14 protein-coding genes are annotated in these 16,223 nt (G+C 70.9%); 3 read left to right on the top strand and 11 right to left on the bottom strand.

The window, feature by feature from the left end; genetic code table 11:
- Window positions 1-60 precede the first annotated feature (60 nt).
- Both AB3X07_RS08730 and parC read left to right on the top strand, forming a co-directional pair.
- Complete coding sequence (locus tag AB3X07_RS08730) at window positions 61-945, top strand: helix-turn-helix domain-containing protein (RefSeq protein WP_369944071.1); 885 nt, start codon at window positions 61-63, stop codon at window positions 943-945.
- 58 nt (window positions 946-1,003) lie between these two features.
- On the top strand, window positions 1,004-3,247 hold the full coding sequence (parC, locus tag AB3X07_RS08725) for a DNA topoisomerase IV subunit A (RefSeq protein ID WP_369944070.1): 2,244 nt from the start codon (window positions 1,004-1,006) through the stop codon (window positions 3,245-3,247).
- Window positions 3,248-3,471: 224 nt separating this feature from the next.
- Here the strand turns inward: parC and AB3X07_RS08720 are convergent, their stop codons facing one another.
- Window positions 3,472-4,338, bottom strand: a complete 867-nt coding sequence (locus tag AB3X07_RS08720) for a helix-turn-helix transcriptional regulator (RefSeq protein ID WP_369944069.1) — start codon at window positions 4,336-4,338, stop codon at window positions 3,472-3,474.
- 97 nt (window positions 4,339-4,435) lie between these two features.
- Between AB3X07_RS08720 and AB3X07_RS08715 the strand changes: the two genes are divergently transcribed.
- Entirely contained in the window at window positions 4,436-5,332 is an 897-nt protein-coding gene (locus tag AB3X07_RS08715) for an SDR family oxidoreductase (RefSeq protein ID WP_369944067.1), read from the top strand.
- Between the two features lie 194 nt (window positions 5,333-5,526).
- On the opposite strand, the gene AB3X07_RS08710 is transcribed toward AB3X07_RS08715, so the two are convergent.
- The 10 genes from AB3X07_RS08710 to bfr all read right to left on the bottom strand — a co-directional run bounded on the left by AB3X07_RS08710 (window position 5,527) and on the right by bfr (window position 16,154).
- A complete protein-coding gene (locus AB3X07_RS08710; RefSeq protein WP_369944066.1) occupies window positions 5,527-6,198 on the bottom strand; it encodes a TetR/AcrR family transcriptional regulator in 672 nt (223 codons plus the stop codon).
- Between the two features lie 165 nt (window positions 6,199-6,363).
- A complete protein-coding gene (locus AB3X07_RS08705; protein WP_369944065.1) occupies window positions 6,364-7,806 on the bottom strand; it encodes an aldehyde dehydrogenase family protein in 1,443 nt (480 codons plus the stop codon).
- Window positions 7,807-7,928: 122 nt separating this feature from the next.
- On the bottom strand, window positions 7,929-9,083 hold the full coding sequence (locus AB3X07_RS08700; RefSeq protein ID WP_369944698.1) for an MFS transporter: 1,155 nt from the start codon (window positions 9,081-9,083) through the stop codon (window positions 7,929-7,931).
- Window positions 9,084-9,167: 84 nt separating this feature from the next.
- Window positions 9,168-9,806 carry a hypothetical protein gene (locus tag AB3X07_RS08695; protein WP_369944063.1) on the bottom strand — a complete coding sequence of 213 codons (639 nt, stop codon included), beginning with the start codon at window positions 9,804-9,806 and terminating at the stop codon, window positions 9,168-9,170.
- Window positions 9,807-9,809: 3 nt separating this feature from the next.
- A complete protein-coding gene (locus tag AB3X07_RS08690; protein WP_369944061.1) occupies window positions 9,810-11,258 on the bottom strand; it encodes an aspartate aminotransferase family protein in 1,449 nt (482 codons plus the stop codon).
- Between the two features lie 49 nt (window positions 11,259-11,307).
- Window positions 11,308-11,949: a class II aldolase/adducin family protein gene (locus tag AB3X07_RS08685; protein WP_369944060.1), complete on the bottom strand. Its 642-nt coding sequence runs from the start codon at window positions 11,947-11,949 to the stop codon at window positions 11,308-11,310.
- Complete coding sequence (locus AB3X07_RS08680) at window positions 11,936-13,579, bottom strand: xylulokinase (protein WP_369944059.1); 1,644 nt, start codon at window positions 13,577-13,579, stop codon at window positions 11,936-11,938. The genes AB3X07_RS08685 and AB3X07_RS08680 overlap by 14 nt, the downstream gene beginning before the upstream one ends.
- A gap of 3 nt (window positions 13,580-13,582) precedes the next feature.
- Complete coding sequence (locus tag AB3X07_RS08675; RefSeq protein WP_369944058.1) at window positions 13,583-14,476, bottom strand: TorF family putative porin; 894 nt, start codon at window positions 14,474-14,476, stop codon at window positions 13,583-13,585.
- 118 nt (window positions 14,477-14,594) lie between these two features.
- Entirely contained in the window at window positions 14,595-15,020 is a 426-nt protein-coding gene (locus tag AB3X07_RS08670; protein ID WP_369944057.1) for a DUF2147 domain-containing protein, read from the bottom strand.
- 642 nt (window positions 15,021-15,662) lie between these two features.
- The gene (gene bfr / locus AB3X07_RS08665) at window positions 15,663-16,154 is read right to left on the bottom strand and encodes a bacterioferritin (protein WP_369944055.1); all 492 of its coding nucleotides are present in this window, start codon (window positions 16,152-16,154) and stop codon (window positions 15,663-15,665) included.
- Window positions 16,155-16,223: the final 69 nt, after the last annotated feature.

Raw genomic sequence — 16,223 nt, 5'->3', positions numbered from 1 at the left:
CGCTGACGGCGAGCGCACTGTAGCGGCGGGCGGACCTGGCTCGGTATTACAATCCGGACAATGGATATCGAAATCGAGCCAACCGTCTCCACCCTCGCCTCGTCCGCGCTCGCCTCCGGCAGCGCCCTGGACCCGCGCGCCATGGACTGGTTCGAACGCGCCGACGGCCCGCCCGCGCTGGCGTTCATGGCGCATTCGCCGGTGTCGCTGCGGCGCGAGGTGGACTGGCACCGCCACGTGCGCGGCCAGTTGATCTATGTCGAGGAAGGCGTGCTGGGCACCCGCACCGAGCATGGCCAGTGGTCGCTGCCGCCCGGCTGCGCGGGTTGGATGCCGCCGCAGGAGCTGCATACGGTGCAGGTGTCCGGGCGGGTGCGCAGCTACCTGGCGCTGATCCGCCCCGACGTCTGCGCCGACCTGCCGCCGCGGACCTGCGTGATCGGCATGAACGGCCTGTTCCGGGAGGTACTGCGGCGGATGACCCAATGGGGCGTGCCGCCGGCGCTGGATGCCGAGCAGCAGCGCCTGTGCGCGGTGCTGCTGGACGAGGTGCGCAACGCGCCGGTCGAGCATCTGCACCTGCCGATGCCGCGCGACCGACGCCTGCTGCGCATCGCCACCCAGTTGCTGGAGACCCCCGCCGACGACCGCACGCTGGCGCAATGGGCGCACTGGGCCGGGCTGTCGCCGCGCAGCCTGAGCCGGCATTTCCGCGACGAGACCGGCTTCGGCTTCGCCGGCTGGCGCCAGCAGGCGCGGCTGGCCGAGGCGCTGCGCCGGCTCAGCGACGGCGCCAGCGTCGCCGACACCGCCTTCCGGCTGGGCTACAGCAGCCCCAGCGCCTTCGTCACCGCTTTCCGCGGCCGCTTCGGCCATCCGCCCGCCCGCTACCTGGCCAGCGCCGGCGGCACGCGCGGCTTGGCATCGCCGGCCGCATCCGGATAATCGACCGGCTGACCTGCGGCGCCCGCCGCCGCGTTCCCCCTACAGGTATTCCCCGCGCATGACCGATCTCACCCGCCCCGCCTTCCATGGCTTCGAACAGCTGCCGCTGCGCGAGTACGCCGAACGCGCCTACCTCGACTACTCCATGTACGTGGTGCTGGACCGCGCCCTGCCCTTCCTCGGCGACGGGCTCAAGCCGGTGCAGCGGCGCATCATCTATGCGATGAGCGAGTTGGGCCTGAACGCGACGGCCAAGCCGAAGAAGTCCGCGCGCACCGTCGGCGACGTGATCGGCAAGTACCACCCGCATGGCGACAGCGCCTGCTACGAAGCCCTGGTGCTGATGGCGCAGCCGTTCTCCTACCGCTACCCGCTGATCGAGGGCCAGGGCAACTTCGGCTCCACCGACGACCCCAAGTCGTTCGCGGCGATGCGCTACACCGAGTCCAAGCTGACCCCGATCGCCGAAGTGCTGCTGGGCGAACTCGGCCAGGGCACGGTGGACTGGTCGCCGAACTTCGACGGCACCCTGGACGAGCCGACCTGGATGCCGGCGCGGCTGCCGCACCTGCTGCTCAACGGCACCACCGGCATCGCCGTGGGCATGGCCACCGACGTGCCGCCGCACAACCTCAACGAGATCGTCAGCGCGCTGATCCGCCTGCTCGACGACCCCGACGCCAGCGTCGCCGACCTGTGCGAGCACGTGCGCGGCCCGGACTACCCGACCACCGCCGAGATCATCACCCCGGCCGCCGACCTGCGCACCATTTACGAAACCGGCCATGGCAGCGTGCGCGCCCGCGCCACCTACCAGAAGGAAAACGCCAACATCGTGGTCACGGCGCTGCCCTACCAGGTGTCGCCGTCGAAGGTGATCGAGCAGATCGCGCAGCAGATGCGCGCCAAGAAGCTGCCGTGGCTGGAAGACATCCGCGACGAGTCCGACCATGCCAACCCGGTGCGGGTGGTGCTGGTGCCGCGCTCCAACCGGGTCGACGCCGAGCAGCTGATGGGCCACCTGTTCGCCACCACCGACCTGGAGCGCAGCTACCGGGTCAACCTCAACGTGATCGGCCTGGACGGCCGCCCGCAGGTCAAGAACCTCAAGACCCTGCTGGAGGAATGGCTGCGCTTCCGCAGCGACACCGTGGTGCGCCGCCTCAACCATCGGCTGGAGAAGGTCGAGCGCCGCCTGCACCTGTTGGAAGGCCTGCTGGTCGCGTTCCTCAACCTGGACGAAGTGATCCGCATCATCCGCAGCGAGGACGAGCCGAAGCCGGCGCTGATCGCGCGCTTCGCGCTCAGCGAGGAACAGGCCGACTACATCCTGGAAACCCGCCTGCGCCAGCTGGCGCGGCTGGAAGAAATGAAGATCCGCGGCGAGCAGGACGCGCTGGCCAAGGAACGCGAGCAGCTGCAGGCGGTGCTGGCCAGCAAGACCAAGCTGAAGAAGCTGATCAAGGACGAACTGGTGGCCGACGCCAAGAAGTTCGGCGATGCGCGGCGTTCGCCGCTGGTGCAGCGCGGCGCGGCCCAGGCCATCGACGAGACCGAGCTGGTGCCGAGCGAGCCGATGACCGTGGTGATGTCGGAGAAGGGCTGGATCCGCGCGGCCAAGGGCCACGACGTGGACCCGGCGGCGCTGTCCTACCGCGACGGCGACGGCCTGCTGGCGGCGGTGCGCGCGCGCAGCACGCAACAGGTGGCATTCCTGGATTCGGAAGGCCGCGCCTATTCGACCCTGGTGCATACCCTGCCCTCGGCGCGCGGCAACGGCGAGCCGCTGACCGGGCGCTTCTCGCCCGCGGCCGGCGCGTCGTTCCAGGCCATCGCCAGCGGCGAGAACGACAGCCGCCTGGTGCTGGCGTCCTCGCACGGCTACGGCTTCGTCACCCGCTTCGAGAACCTGACCAGCCGCAACAAGGCCGGCAAGGCCATGCTCAACCTGACCCCGAACGCCAAGGTGCTGCCGCCGGCACCGGTGAGCGGCGCCGGCAGCGACCGCATCGTCGCGGTCACCAGCGCCGGCCACCTGCTGGCGTTCCCGGTCGCCGACCTGCCCGAGCTGGACAAGGGCAAGGGCAACAAGATCATCGACATCCCCAAGGCCAAGCTCAGCACCGAGCGGGTGGTGGCGATCGCCGCGGTGGCGCCGGGCAACACGCTGCTGGTGAAGAGCGGCCAGCGCACCATGTCGCTGTCGTTCAAGGACCTGGACGCCTACCTCGGCGCCCGCGCCAGCCGCGGCGGGCTGCTGCCGCGCGGCTGGCAGAAGGTCGACGATCTGGCGGTGGAGTGATTCGAGGCGGGAATCGGGAATCGGGACTAGAAAGAGCGAACGGCAAACCGGCTGTTTCGCGCCGGTTTGCTTGCTTGGAAAGCCCGGCGCGCATGCCGATCGGAAACGGGAATCGCCGCGCCGCAGCGCGGCGCGAGCGGCGCCAGTGCGGCGGGCGTCCTTGCCGGATACGCCGCCGTCGCCGATCTTCGAGCGCGGGGACTGCGCCATGCCCAGGCGCTTGGTCAGACCATCGGCAGGTCCTGGCGCTCGGCCTGGGCCGTGCCATGGGCGAACGCGAGCGCGCGAATGCGCGCGGCCACGCCGGCATCGACGGGCGTGTAGACGATCATGCCCAGATCCGGCCGCCCATCCACGGCGAAGGCCGAGTACTCGAGCGCGATCGCGCCGAGCAGCGGATGCTTGAGACGCTTCACGCCACCGCCCTCGCTGTGACTCAACACCTCGTTGTCGTGCCATAGCGCCTCGAACTCGGTGCTGAGTGCGCACAGTTCGGTCACCAGGTCCGCCGCCTCCGACGCGAGCCCCGCGCGGACCACGTCGGCACGAAACGCGCCCACCACGAAGCGGGCCACCGCCCCCCAGTCGTGCTGCTTGGCGCGCGCGGCGGGATTGCCGAACAGGAAGCGCAGGATGTTGCGCTCGCCGATGGGCAACTGTGCGTAGTCGGTCAGCACCACCGCCGCCGCGCGGTTCCAGGCCACCACGTCCCAGGTCGGCGTCTTGACGATGGCCGGGCTGGTTTCCAGCGCATCGAGGACGCGCTGCAGGCGCGGATTGACGCCCGCCACCGCGCGATAGCGCAGCTCCGGCCGCCGCCCCAGCGCGACCATGAACAGGTGCTCGCGTTCGGCGTCGGTCAGCAGCAGCGCGCCTGCGATCCGCTCCAGTACCTGCGCCGACGGCGCGCCGCCGCGCCCCTGTTCGAGCCAGGTGTACCAGGTCGGGCTGATGTTGGCGCGCTGCGCGACTTCCTCGCGGCGCAAGCCCGGCGTGCGCCGGCGGCCGGCGAAGCCGAAGCTGGCGGGGTCGAGCCGCGCGCGCCGGCTGCGCAGAAAGTCGCCCAGGGAATGGGCCGGATCGGGATGCATGGCGAACCTGTTAGCCGCTTTACTAGGATGACATCACTACTTTAACGGGATACGCGGATGCCGGAGAGTCGCTCGCACCGACCCAAGGGAGTTCACGATGCGTATCTTTCTGACGGGCGCGACCGGCTTCATCGGCTCGGCCCTGGTTCCCGAACTGCTGCAGGCCGGCCATCGCGTGCTCGGCATGACGCGATCGGAGACCGGCGCGCAGGCGCTGCGCGCGGCCGGCGCCGAGGTCCACCACGGGACGCTGGAGGATCCGGACAGCCTGGCGCGGGGTGCGGCCCAGGCCGATGCCGTGATCCATGCGGCGTTCGACCACGATTTCAGCAACTTCGCCGCCAACTGCGAGAAGGACAAGCGCGCGATCGCGGCGCTCGGCGCGGCGCTGAAGGGCTCCGATCGTCCGCTGCTGATCACCTCCGGCACCGCGGTGGGCATCGGCGAGCACGGCGGGCTGGCCAGCGAGGACATCTTCAACGCCAAGCACGCCAGTCCGCGCATCGGCTCCGAACAGGCCGGCAACGCCTTGCTCGAGGCCGGCGTCAATGTCTCGGTGATGCGGCTGCCGCAGATCCATAACCCGTTTCGGCAAGGGCTGATCACGCCGCTGGCGGCGATCGCGCGCGACAAGGGCGTGGTGGCCTATGTCGGCGACGGCGGCAACCGCTGGGCCGCCGGCCATCTGTCCGATGCGGTGCGGCTCTATCGCCATGCGATCGAGAAAGCGCAACCGGGCGCGCGCTATCACGCGGTCGGCGAGGAAGGCGTGCGCAGCCGCGCGATCGCCGAGGCGCTCGGGCGCGGGCTGAAGCTGCCGGTGCTGTCGATCGCGCCGGGCGAGGCGGCCGCGCATTTCGGCTGGATGGCGATGTTCGTGCAATTCGACATGCCCGCCTCGAGCGCGCTGACGCAAGCCAGGCTCGGCTGGACGCCGACCGGCCCCACGCTGATCGCCGATCTCGACGAGGGCAGGTTCGTCACCGAGCTCTGATCGCGGTCGCGGACGGCAAGTGCATCGCGTTGCGCGCGTCGCGCCTCGTGCGCGGACGCCTCGCTTGCTGCCGGCCTCAAGCGGTCGTTTGGCGACGCCTGGTTGGCGATGTCATCGGCCGCCGCGCCTCGCGGTGCCGTTGCAGGTGCGCGTGCGCTACGCAGGCACTCCACATCCGAAGCCGCAATCCGGCCTCATCCAGTCGACGCTCCATCGCGCAGTTGCTCGATGTGGCTGGCGATCATCGCCGCCACCGTGTCGGCTACCGCGCGGGCGCTCAGGCGGGTGTCGAACAGCAACTCCACGGTCGCGTAGATCAGGTCGACCACGATGCGGCTGACCAGCCGCAGTTGGCGCGGGTCGGCGTCGGGGAAGGCCTCGCTGAGGAAGCGCACCTGGCCCTTGGTGACCTGCGCATGCGAGTCCAGGCGCACCTGCTGCAGCGCCGGCACCGCGCGCAGCGCGCGCAACACCCACACCCCACCCTCGGTCGCCTTGGTGACGCGGTAGGTATCCAGCACCAGCCCGGCCAGCGCGCGCTGCAACTCCTCGCGCGTGCCGCTCATCGCCGACAGGGTGATCCACTTGGGGATGAGCGCGTTCTGCCGCTGCATCAGCCGCCGGCCCAGTTCCGACAGCAGCGCGTACTTGTTGGGGAAGTAGCGGTACAGCGCCGGCGGCGTCAGCCCGGCACGCGCGCACACCAGGTTGGTGGACAGCCGCTCCACGCCGACGTCGCCGAGCAGTTGCGCGGTGACCGAGAGGATCTGTTCGTAGGTCTCGGTCGCGCGATGCTGGGCCGGCACCTTGTTCCCGGTCAGGCGCGGGCGGTGCGGTGCGGTGGGACGCGACGTGTCGGCGGGCATGGGATCTCGATGGTGGTGAAGCGGCAGGCGCCGCGGTGGCGGCACTACGCCGGCCCGACGGCGCGCATCGCCGCGGCAATCGGGGCGCAGACTACGCCGCAGCGTCGCCACACGCGCCGACCTCGCATCTTACCGCGCCCGCACCTGGCGCATCGGCAGCAGCACTCAGCGCCGTGCCAACCAACGGCTGAGTCCTGCCGCCAACCGTTGCTGCAAGGCGGTGTACGGAGGAAAGAACGCCTTGACGATCGGCAGGCGCCCGCCATGCAGCACCGCGCGTTCGTGCGAGAACGCGCGGAACCCGTGCACGCCGTGCGCGCTGCCGAAGCCCGAGGCGCCAACGCCGCCGAACGGCAAACCGCTGTGCACGAACTGCTGCAGGCAGTGATTGACCACCGCGCTGCCGGAACTGGTGCGCGCCAGCACCCGCGCGATGCCGGCGCGGTCGCGGCTCCACAGATACAGCGCCAGCGGTTTGGGCTCGGCGTCGAGGCGGTCGAGCACGTCGTCGAGACGTTCGAACTCGATCACCGGCAGCACCGGACCGAAGATCTCTTCCTGCGCGATCCGTGCCTGCGCTGGCACCTGCGCCAGCAGCGTCGGCGCCACGTAGCGCCGCCCCGCGTCGTGCTCGCCACCGGCCAGCAGTTGCGCGCCGCCGGCGCGCGCCTCGTCGATCAGTGCGGCCACGCGCGCCGCATGCGCCGGGTGGATCATGCGCGCCAGGTGCGGACTGGCGGCGACCGCCTGCGCATCGGCGCCGTAGCGCTGCGCCAGCAGGGCGCGGCAGTGGTCGAGCAGGCGCGCGCTGACGTCGCGATGCACGAACAAGGTGTCCGGCGCGATGCAGGTCTGCCCGGCGTTGACCAGCTTGGCCCAGACGATCACCTCGGCGGCACGGCGCAGGTCGGCGCTGCGGTCGACGATCACCGGCGACTTGCCGCCCAGTTCAAGGGTCACCGGGCTCAACTGCCGTGCTGCCGCGGCCATCACCTGCCGCCCCACCGACGCCGAGCCGGTGAAGAACACATGGTCGAACGGACACGCCAGCAAGGCCTGCGCGGTCGCCGCGCCGCCCTGCACCAGGGCCACCTCCTCCGGCGCGAACGCATCCTCCAGCACCGCCTGCAGCACCGCATTGACCCGCGGGGTGAACTCGGAGGGCTTGATCAACGCCGTGTTGCCGGCGGCCAGCGCCGACACCAGCGGCCCCAGCACGGTGGCCACCGGATAGTTCCACGGCCCGATGATCAGGCAGCGGCCCTTGGGCTGGAACGCGATGCGCGCGCGCGTGCCCAACGCAAGCAACGTCGGCGCGACCTTGCGCGGACGCATCCAGCGCGGCAACTGCGCGATGGCGGTGGCGATCTCGTCCACCACCGGCATCAGCTCGGTCAGTTCCACTTCCAGCGCGGGCTTGGCGAAATCGGCGGCGAAGGCGGCGATCAATGCCTGCCGCCGCGCCAGCAGCGCAGTGCGCAGCGCACGTAGGCGTGCGCGCCGCGCGTTCGCCGAGGAGCCGCGCCAGGCCAGCGCGGTGGCCTGCTGCGCGGCGAACAGCGCCGCGATGGTTTCCGGCGCGGTGTCCTGCACGGGCTCAGGCGCCATCGCCGCTCTCCTGCGTGTGGGACGTCGGCCAATGCCCTGCACATGGCATCCCCCTGCCCTGCGCCACGCGCGGCCCACGGACACGCATCGCGGCGGCGGCCGGCGCATGCGAGCGGCCGCCATCACCGCGCATGCGAGCCGGCCTGCACGACGACCGGACGACGTTGCCGCCGGCCGATCCACAGCGCCAGCAGCGCCGCGGCCAGCGCGAAGCCCAGGCCGACCAGCGGCACCGGCGCCGGATCGTCGGCGTGCAGCAGCAGCGAGGCCAGCAATGGCCCGCAGGCCGATCCGATCAACTGCGCGGCCGGCACCAGCACCGCCACCCGCCCCTGCGCATCGGCGCGCAACGCCAGGCCGACATGGAACGGCATCAGGAACATCCAGGCGAAGCCGAACGCCACGCACACCGCGGCGAAACCCAACGCGGCATTACCAGGAACCCGGTACATCGCCGCGGCCACCAGGCACAGCGCCACGCTGCCCAGGGTCAGGGTCGCCGTCACCGACAGCCGGCGCACCCAGTAGATCGCCGCCAGCCCGCCGACGATCTGCATGCCCAGCACCCACGAGGTCTGCAGTTGCGCCGCATGCGCGTCCAGCCCGGCGCGCAGCGCCAGCGGCTCCAGGTAGGCCCACAGCGCGCCGATCGCCGACATTTGCAGGAAGGCGACCAGCAGCGGCGCCAGCGTCGCCGGCGACCAGCGCAATCTGGCGGTGGCGGTCGCCGCGCAGTGGGGGGCATTGGCTGCGGGAGCCAGGCGCGCCGGTGCCGGCAGCGCCGCCGCCAGCGGCAGCACCAGCAGGCAGGCCGCGGCCATGGCGACGAAACCGCCCTTCCAGCCGGCCGCCGGCAACACCCACAACGCCAGCGCCGACGCCAGCGCGATCTGCGCCAGCGCCTGCAGCACCATGAACACCGCGGTGATCCGGTCCGGCGTGGCCGCGCGCACGATGCTGACGGTGGCCACCCACACCAGCAGGCCCTCGGCCAGGCCGGCGGCCGCGCGCAGCGCGACGAAGGCCGCATCGCCCTGCGCCTGCACCGTGGCCAGGTTCAGCAGCGCCGCCAGCAGCGCCGCCACGATGGCCGTGTTGCGCTGCCAGGACACCGGCAGCAGCGCATCGCCCAGCGCCACCCCGATGCCCAGCGCGATGATCTCGCCCATCGCCACCACGCCCACCCCGGGCAGGGTGATCAGGTGCTGTTCGACCAGCGCACCGAGCACGATCGGCTGCACGCCGAGGATCAGCAGGGCGATGGCGCCGATCGACAAGGCCGCGGCGAGCGGCCGCGCCGCCTGCGCGGCCGCGGGCGGGATGGACGTTGGAGAGGGCGTGGCGGTCATCGCGGCGATTCCTCAATACCCGGTGGTTTCGGCCGGCAGTTCGCCGGCGGCAAACGCCGCGGCGGCACGCGTCTGGTCCTTGCGCAAGCGCCCGTTGGCGATGCGCCGCACCCACCATGGCAGTTCCCGCACCTGCCCGCCGGTGGCCGCGGCAAGCACATAGGCCTTGGCGCATTTCTCGAACAGTTCCACGTTCAGCGCCAGCCGTTGCGCACTGGTCCCCAGGCACAGCGGGCGCCCGCCCAGCAGCAGGGCGTTGCCGATCTGCGGCGGTGCACCGGCCAAGGCGTCCGCGGCCGCCAGTGGCGCCGGCATCGGCCCGATATGCCGGGCCTGCTCGTCGAACACCTGCGGCAACACCCCGCCGACGTCGGCCAGGCGCAGGCCGAACAGGCCGGCCGACCAGGCGCTGGCGCCGACGTCGGGACGCCGCAGGTAGGCCTGCGCGTGCACCTGCGCCGACGCCGGCAGCGCCGGGTCGCGCCAGTCCAGCCATTGCGGCCGCTCGGCGTCGAGCGCACCGCAGTACATTGCCGTGCTGCCCGGGCAGCGCAACGCCAACGCTGCCGCGTCGTCGCCGAGCAGGCGCTTGGCCACCAGCCGCTCGCGGGTGTGCAGCCAGAGCGCTTCGATCTGCTGGAAGGTCGGCATGCGCTACACCAGCTTGAACACGTCGTCGAAGCGATTCAGCGCCTCGTCGACCACCGCGTCGGTATCGGCGCGGCTGGTGTAGATGCGGCTGCCGGCCAGGGTGATCAGCCCATGCGCCGAATACGCCGCGCCCATCTCCTCCATCATGTGCTTGCGCTCCTTGGCCTCGTTGCGCACGCGCCACAGCTTGTACAGGTTGCCGGTGTCCAACAGCAACACGCCTGAGGTCTGCAGGTGCACGATCGAGCCCATGTTGTAGACCACGTACGGCAGGCCGAGACGGCGGATGATCGCCTCCAGGCCCTGGCGCAGGCGATCGCCGGCACGGCCGGCCTGGCCGGCGGCGTCGCTGCGCTGCGCCTCCAGCAAGGCGTGGTAGCCGGCCACGCAGGACAGCGGATTGGCCGACAGCGTGCCGCCGACGAAGGCGCGTCGCGCCGTGGTACCGATGCCGCCGACCAGGCTCATCATCACCTCGCGGCGGCCGCCGATCGCCCCGGCCATCGGGTAGCCGCCGGCCAGGCATTTGCCGAGCACGGTGATGTCCGGCAGGACCCCGAAGTAACCCTGCGCGCCGCCCGGGCCGAGCCGGAAGCCCGTGACCACTTCGTCGAAGATCAGCAGCGCGCCGAACTCGTCGCAGAGCTTGCGCACCTGCCGGTTGTAGTCCTGGTGCACCGGCCGCGTGCCACTCTCCGGCCCCAGCGGTTCCAGCAGCACCGCCGCGGTGCCGCCGCGCAGGCGATTGAACTGCAGCTTGCGCCGCAACGCGTCCAGATCGTTGGGATGGCATTCCTGGGTGTAGGCGGTGGCGCCGCGCGGGATGCCGATCGCCTCCATGCGCCCGGTGCCCGGCAGGCGCATGCCGTACACCAACTGGTCGCTCCAGCCGTGGTAGGCGCCGCCGATCTTGATGATCCATTTCTTGCGGGTGTGGGTCCGCGCCAGGCGCACCGCGCCCATCACCGCCTCGGTGCCGGAGCCGAGCAGGCGCAGCATCTCCACCGCCGGCATGCTGGCGCAGACCAGTTCGGCCAGCTTGACCTCGTACTCGTGCAGCAGGCCGGTCACCGGGCCGCACTGGTCCAGCACCGCCTGCACGTGCTCGCGCAGTTCCGGCGGATTGGACCCGAGCAGGGTCGGGCCGCCGGCCTGCAGGAAGTCGATGTAGCGGTTGCCGTCCACGTCGGTCAGGTACGCGCCCTCGGCGCCATGCATCGCCAGCTGGAACGGATGGTTGAACGCCAGGTTGTGCTGCACGCCGCCGGGGATCACCTGCTTGGCCGCCTCGCCCAGGCGTTTGGAGCCCTGGCAGCGCTCGTCGAAATAGCGCATCACCTTGGCCATGCCGGCGGCGCCGATCGGCCGCATCGGCTGGTTCACCAGTGCATGGAAACGCGCGTACAGCTGGTCCACATCGGGCCATTGCGAAATGGCGGGGGTCTGGCTCATGGTCGGTGCCGGGTTCGGGGGAACGGGAACGGAAAGGGCGTGCATGGGGTCAGGCCTCCAGTGCGGTGAGGACGGCGCGCAACGGCGCGGCCAGGCCGGTGTCGTGCAGCGCGCGGCGTTCGATGCGGCGCGCCAGGTGCGTGCGCGCGACCTGCTCCAGCGCGTCGACCGCCGCCACCGCCTGTTCCAGGCTGCGGCCGCAGCACAGCACGCCATGGTTGCGCATCAGATAGGCGTTGCTCGACGGGCGCAGTTGCCGCGCCAGCAGCCAGGCCAGCAGCCCGGTGCCGGACGGGAAGTAGCCGACCATCGGCACTCGCGCGCCGATTACCGCCTGCAACGCGGTGTCCTCCACCGGCAGCGCCGCGCCAAGCAGCGCGCAGGCGCTGGCCACCGGCTGATGGGTGTGGATGCTGCAGGCCACGTCGGGCCGGCGGCGCAGCACCTGCGCATGCAGGCCGGTCTCCACCGATGGCGTGGCGGCGCCGTCCAGTTGCCGCAGGTCGGCCAGGCGCACCACGCAGATGTCCTCGGCGCGCATCGCCAGATAGTCGGTGGCCGACGGCGTCACCGCGAAGCGTTCGGCGTCCAGGCGCAGCGCGACGTTGCCGCCGGTGCCGGCCAGGTAACCGCGCCGCGACAGCTCGACGCACAGCGCGACCACGCGCGTGCGTTGTTCATGGGCAAACATGCTGAGGAACCTCCGGCACGCAATCGGGAGCGGGATTCATGCGCCGGTAGATCGGCGCCAGGGTGCGCTGCAATTCGCGGAACGTCGCATAGCGGTCGTCGTACAGCGCGCGGTTGCGCGGCGACGGCTCGTATACGCGGCGCGCGCGTTGCAGCGCCGGCAGGTCGGCGAAGCGCAGCCGGCCCAGGCCCACCGCGGCGATGAAGGTGGCGCCGATCGCATTGGCCTGGATCGGGTTGTGCAGTTGCCGGATCGGCTGACCGCCGACGTCGGCGATGATCTGGCACCACAGGTCCGACTGCGCGCCGCCGCCGACCGCGGCGATCACGCCGGGATCGCGGCCGAGCAGGCGCGCGAACGGCTCCATCATCCAGCGCGTGTTCAACGCCACCCCTTCCATGAAGGCGCGGATGATGTCCTCGCGGGTGTGCATCAGCGACAGGTTGACCAGCCCGGCGCGCAGGCTGTGGTCCTCCACCGGAGTGCGCTCGCCGAACAGCCACGGCATGTACACCAGGCCGTTGGCGCCGGCCGGTACGCGCGCGGCGATGACGTTGAGCACCTCGTACACGTCCGGACGTTCTTCGTCGCGCAGCAGTTCGTCGGGATGGAACAGGATGCGGTCACGCAGGAACGACAGGTTGGCGCCGGCGGTGGACTGCAGCGCGGTGGCCAGGTAGCGCCCGCGCACCGCGCACGGCACCGCGGCGATGTTGCTGAACACGTCGGTCTTCATCCGCGGCACGTGCGCGCCCAGCCACGACGAGGTGCCCAGGTACAGATGCGCGGCGTAGTCCTCGACCGCCGCGGCCACCGCCACCGCCGAGTTGTCGATGGCGCCGGCGATCACCCGGGTCTGCGGCGACAGCCCCAACTGCGCGGCCACCTGCGGCAGCAGCGGTCCCAGCACATCGGTGGAGGCCACCAGGTCCGGCAGCGTGTCGCGCTCGATGCCGAGCAGCCGCAGCAAGCCATCGTCGTAGCGGATGCGCATCGGGTCGCGGTTGTCGGTGACCCAGGTGGTGAGCACCGAATCGGCGGTGGCGCAGAAGCGCCCGGTCAGGCGCAGGTTGAGATAGTCCAGCGCGTTGAGGAACTTGTGCGTGCGCTGGTAGCGCTGCGGTTCGTGGTCGCGCAGATAGGCGATGTGGCCGGCGCAGTCCTTGCCGCTGCCGGCCGGCGCGCCGCCGCTCAGGCGCAGCCAGCGCAGCAACTTCAGCGGCGCGTAGCCGCGCACGTTGAGCAAGCGCCCGCGCAGGCGTCGCGCGATCGCGGCCTGCCCGCGCATGTCCAGCCACAGCATGGCGTTGCCCAGCGCGCGGCCGTCGCGGTCCACGCACACCGTGCATTCGCCCTGGGTCGAGCAGCACACGGCAGTCACCCGCCGGCGCAGCGCCTCGCCCCCCTGCAGCACCGCCGCGGCGGTGACCAGCAGCGCGTTCCACCAGTCGCGCGGATCCTGCTCGGCGCACACGCCGTGCACGTGCAGCGGCACCGGCTCGAACGCCCAGGCGATCACCTGGCCGTCCAGGGTGACCAGCGCGCACTTGCAGCCGGAGGTTCCCAGGTCCACCGCCAGCACCAGCGGCTGGTCGCCGCCCCGGTCGGCATCGAGCAGTTCGCTGCGCATGGGTCAGAACGTGTAGCCGATCGAGGCCACCAGGGTGTCGCCATCGGTCTTGCGGATACGCGCGCCGTCCTGCACCCAGTACAGTTCGTGGGCGTTGACCCGGGTGCTGACCCAGTCCAGGTTCCAGTCCAGGCCCCAACGCTTGTGGGTGACGCCGATCTGGTAGTCGGCGAAGCTGCCCTCGCTGAAGTTGCGCAGCTTCTGGTAGCCGGCGTGCAGGCGCAGCGTGGTCGACGGCAGCAGCGACGGCAGCAGCGGGGTCTGGTAGTTGAGATCGCCCAACAGGGTGCCACGCGAGTCGTGCTCGCCGCGGGCGAAGCAACGCAGCGCCACCGTCGGATCGGCGGCGAACTGCAGGATCTGCGCGCACACGCCGCCGGTGTCGGCACCGCGGTAGGTCTTGGAGAACACGTACAGCACGCGGCCTTCGACCGCGCCGTAGCCGAGCTCGAGCACGCCGAAGTTGCTGTCGTAGTCGGTGCGGCGGAAGTCCCCCGGCGTGCCGGTCTGCAGATCGATCTGGTGCGGGGCCAGGAAGCTGGCGCCGGGGAAGCGCTCGGTCGCCAGGCCGACACCGGCATGCCAGGCATCGGGATTGCCGAAGCGGTAGCCGGCCGCCGCGGTGATGCCCAGTCCGTCGCCGTCGAGGAACTGCTTCTTGCTGACCTTGGCGACCTCCAGCAGCGCGACGAAGCCGCTGGCATGCACGAACTGGGTGGTCCACTTCAGCGAGGGCCGCATCAGCGAATCGGACACGCCGCGCGTGCGCTGCTCGCTCATCAGCTTGATCTGGTTCTGGAACTCGTAGTTGACCATGCCATCGGGTTCGGCCTGCTGGGCGTGGGCCTGGGCACAGCACGCGCCGTGCAGGGCCAGTGCGCCCGCGAGGGTCGCCATGAAGCGGACTGCAGTCATCTCAATCTCCCCTGGTTCGCTGAGGAAGGTGGGACGTGCGGCGGCCGTCGCTGGCCCCGCACGTCGATGGCGCCGGCACGTTGCACGCGCGGCGGGTGGACTACTTGGTGCAGACCGGCGTGCTGGGCAGCGCCTGCACGCGGGTGAAGCGTTCGGTCTCGCCGAGCACCTCCACGCCGACGAAGGCGCGCAGGTCCAGCGCCTTGCCGCTGGCGCGCAGCGTGGCCTTGTAGCGCTTGCCGCTGCGCGGATCGAAGGCCCAGCCATCGCGCCAGGTGTCGCCGTCCTCGCGCCCCAGGCGCGCGATCTGCACGCCGCAGGTATCGGTGGCGGTGCCGGCGTCCTTGTCCCAGACGATGCGTCCGCACAGGGCGGTGGCCGCCTCCGCGCAAGGCGCGAACTCCACCACCGCGTCCTTGGCCGCGGCCAGCCACAGCCCCTGCGCCGAGGCCGGCGCGGCGCCTGCAATGGTCGGCGCCAGCAGCCACCCCGCGACGGCCACGCCGATCGCGCCGTACCGCTTCATTTCCGCACTTGCCTGCATCGAACGCCCCCTCGCCATCGTGCAATTAGGTAGTGAAAACTACCGTATAGCGATCACTATCGTTTTGCAAGCATTGCCATCACGGCGCGGGGCGCGCGCGCCGCGCGTTGCGCAAGGGCCTGGAATCAAAGGGTTTTCGCAACGGAGTTCAGGCCGGTGGCGGCCGCGTTTTGCGGCGGCGCAGCAGCGCCCGGCGATCGCGACGACACGCGGATCCATCCAGATCAACGCGCGGGCAGCGCCAGCCACCGGCGACGCGGGCGGATCGAGACGCGATCAGGAAAGGAGGCCTGGCCCGCGTCGGGCCCAGGCGAACGCGCTCAGGGATGTCGCAGATCGCGCTTCAGGAAGACGCCCTGCGCTCGCGTCCAACCCGGCCCGCAGACTCGGACCGAGGGCGCGCCGGGAGGAAGAGGTCATCGTGATGTAGATGGCCCGGCGGGCACACGCGGCGAACGTCGCCGCGTGGAGGGCCGGATATCGACGAAGGACGCAGGCATGACGCCTGCGGTTGCCGCAGCAACCGGCAAGATCGACCGGTCGCGGGCGAGCGGCGCCGGCGCGGCCACCATCGTGGGGATGCCTGCCCCGCGATGCATGCCTCCCGCACGGGAGGCGCAGGCCTCAGGCGTCCTTGCCGGACACGTGCCCGTCGATCTTCGAGGTCTGGTACAGCGCCATGCCGATGCGCTTGATCAGGCCCAACTGCTGCTCCAGCCACCAGGCATGGTCTTCTTCGGTGTCCTGCAACTGCTTGAGCAGCACGTCGCGGCTGACGTAGTCGCCGTGCTGCTCGCACAGCTTCATGCCCGCGGCCAGATTGGCGCGCACTTCGTATTCGACCTTCAGGTCCTTCTCCAGCATCTCCTCGACCGTGCGCCCCGGCTCGAACGCATGCGGGCGCATGTCCGGATCGCCCTCCAGGAACAGGATGCGTCGCAGCAGCGCATCGGCGTGCTCGGTCTCCTCTTCCATCTCGTGGTTGATGCGCGCGTACAGCGCCTGCAGGCCCTGGTCCTCGTAGCGCCGCGAGTGGATGAAATACTGGTCGCGCGCGGCGAGTTCGCCGCGCAGCAGTTCCTTGAGGCATTGCACAACTTCAGGATGTCCCTTCATGGGGCGGGCTCCGTGGCATCTGAGGCCGCCATAGTGCCCGAGCCGCGCGCACGACGTTCCAATCGGAAT

Origin of the sequence: Xanthomonas sp. DAR 35659 (assembly GCF_041242975.1) — a bacterium.
Taxonomy (GTDB): Bacteria; Pseudomonadota; Gammaproteobacteria; order Xanthomonadales; family Xanthomonadaceae; genus Xanthomonas_A; species Xanthomonas_A medicagonis.
This window is presented reverse-complemented; position numbering and strand designations above follow the sequence as displayed.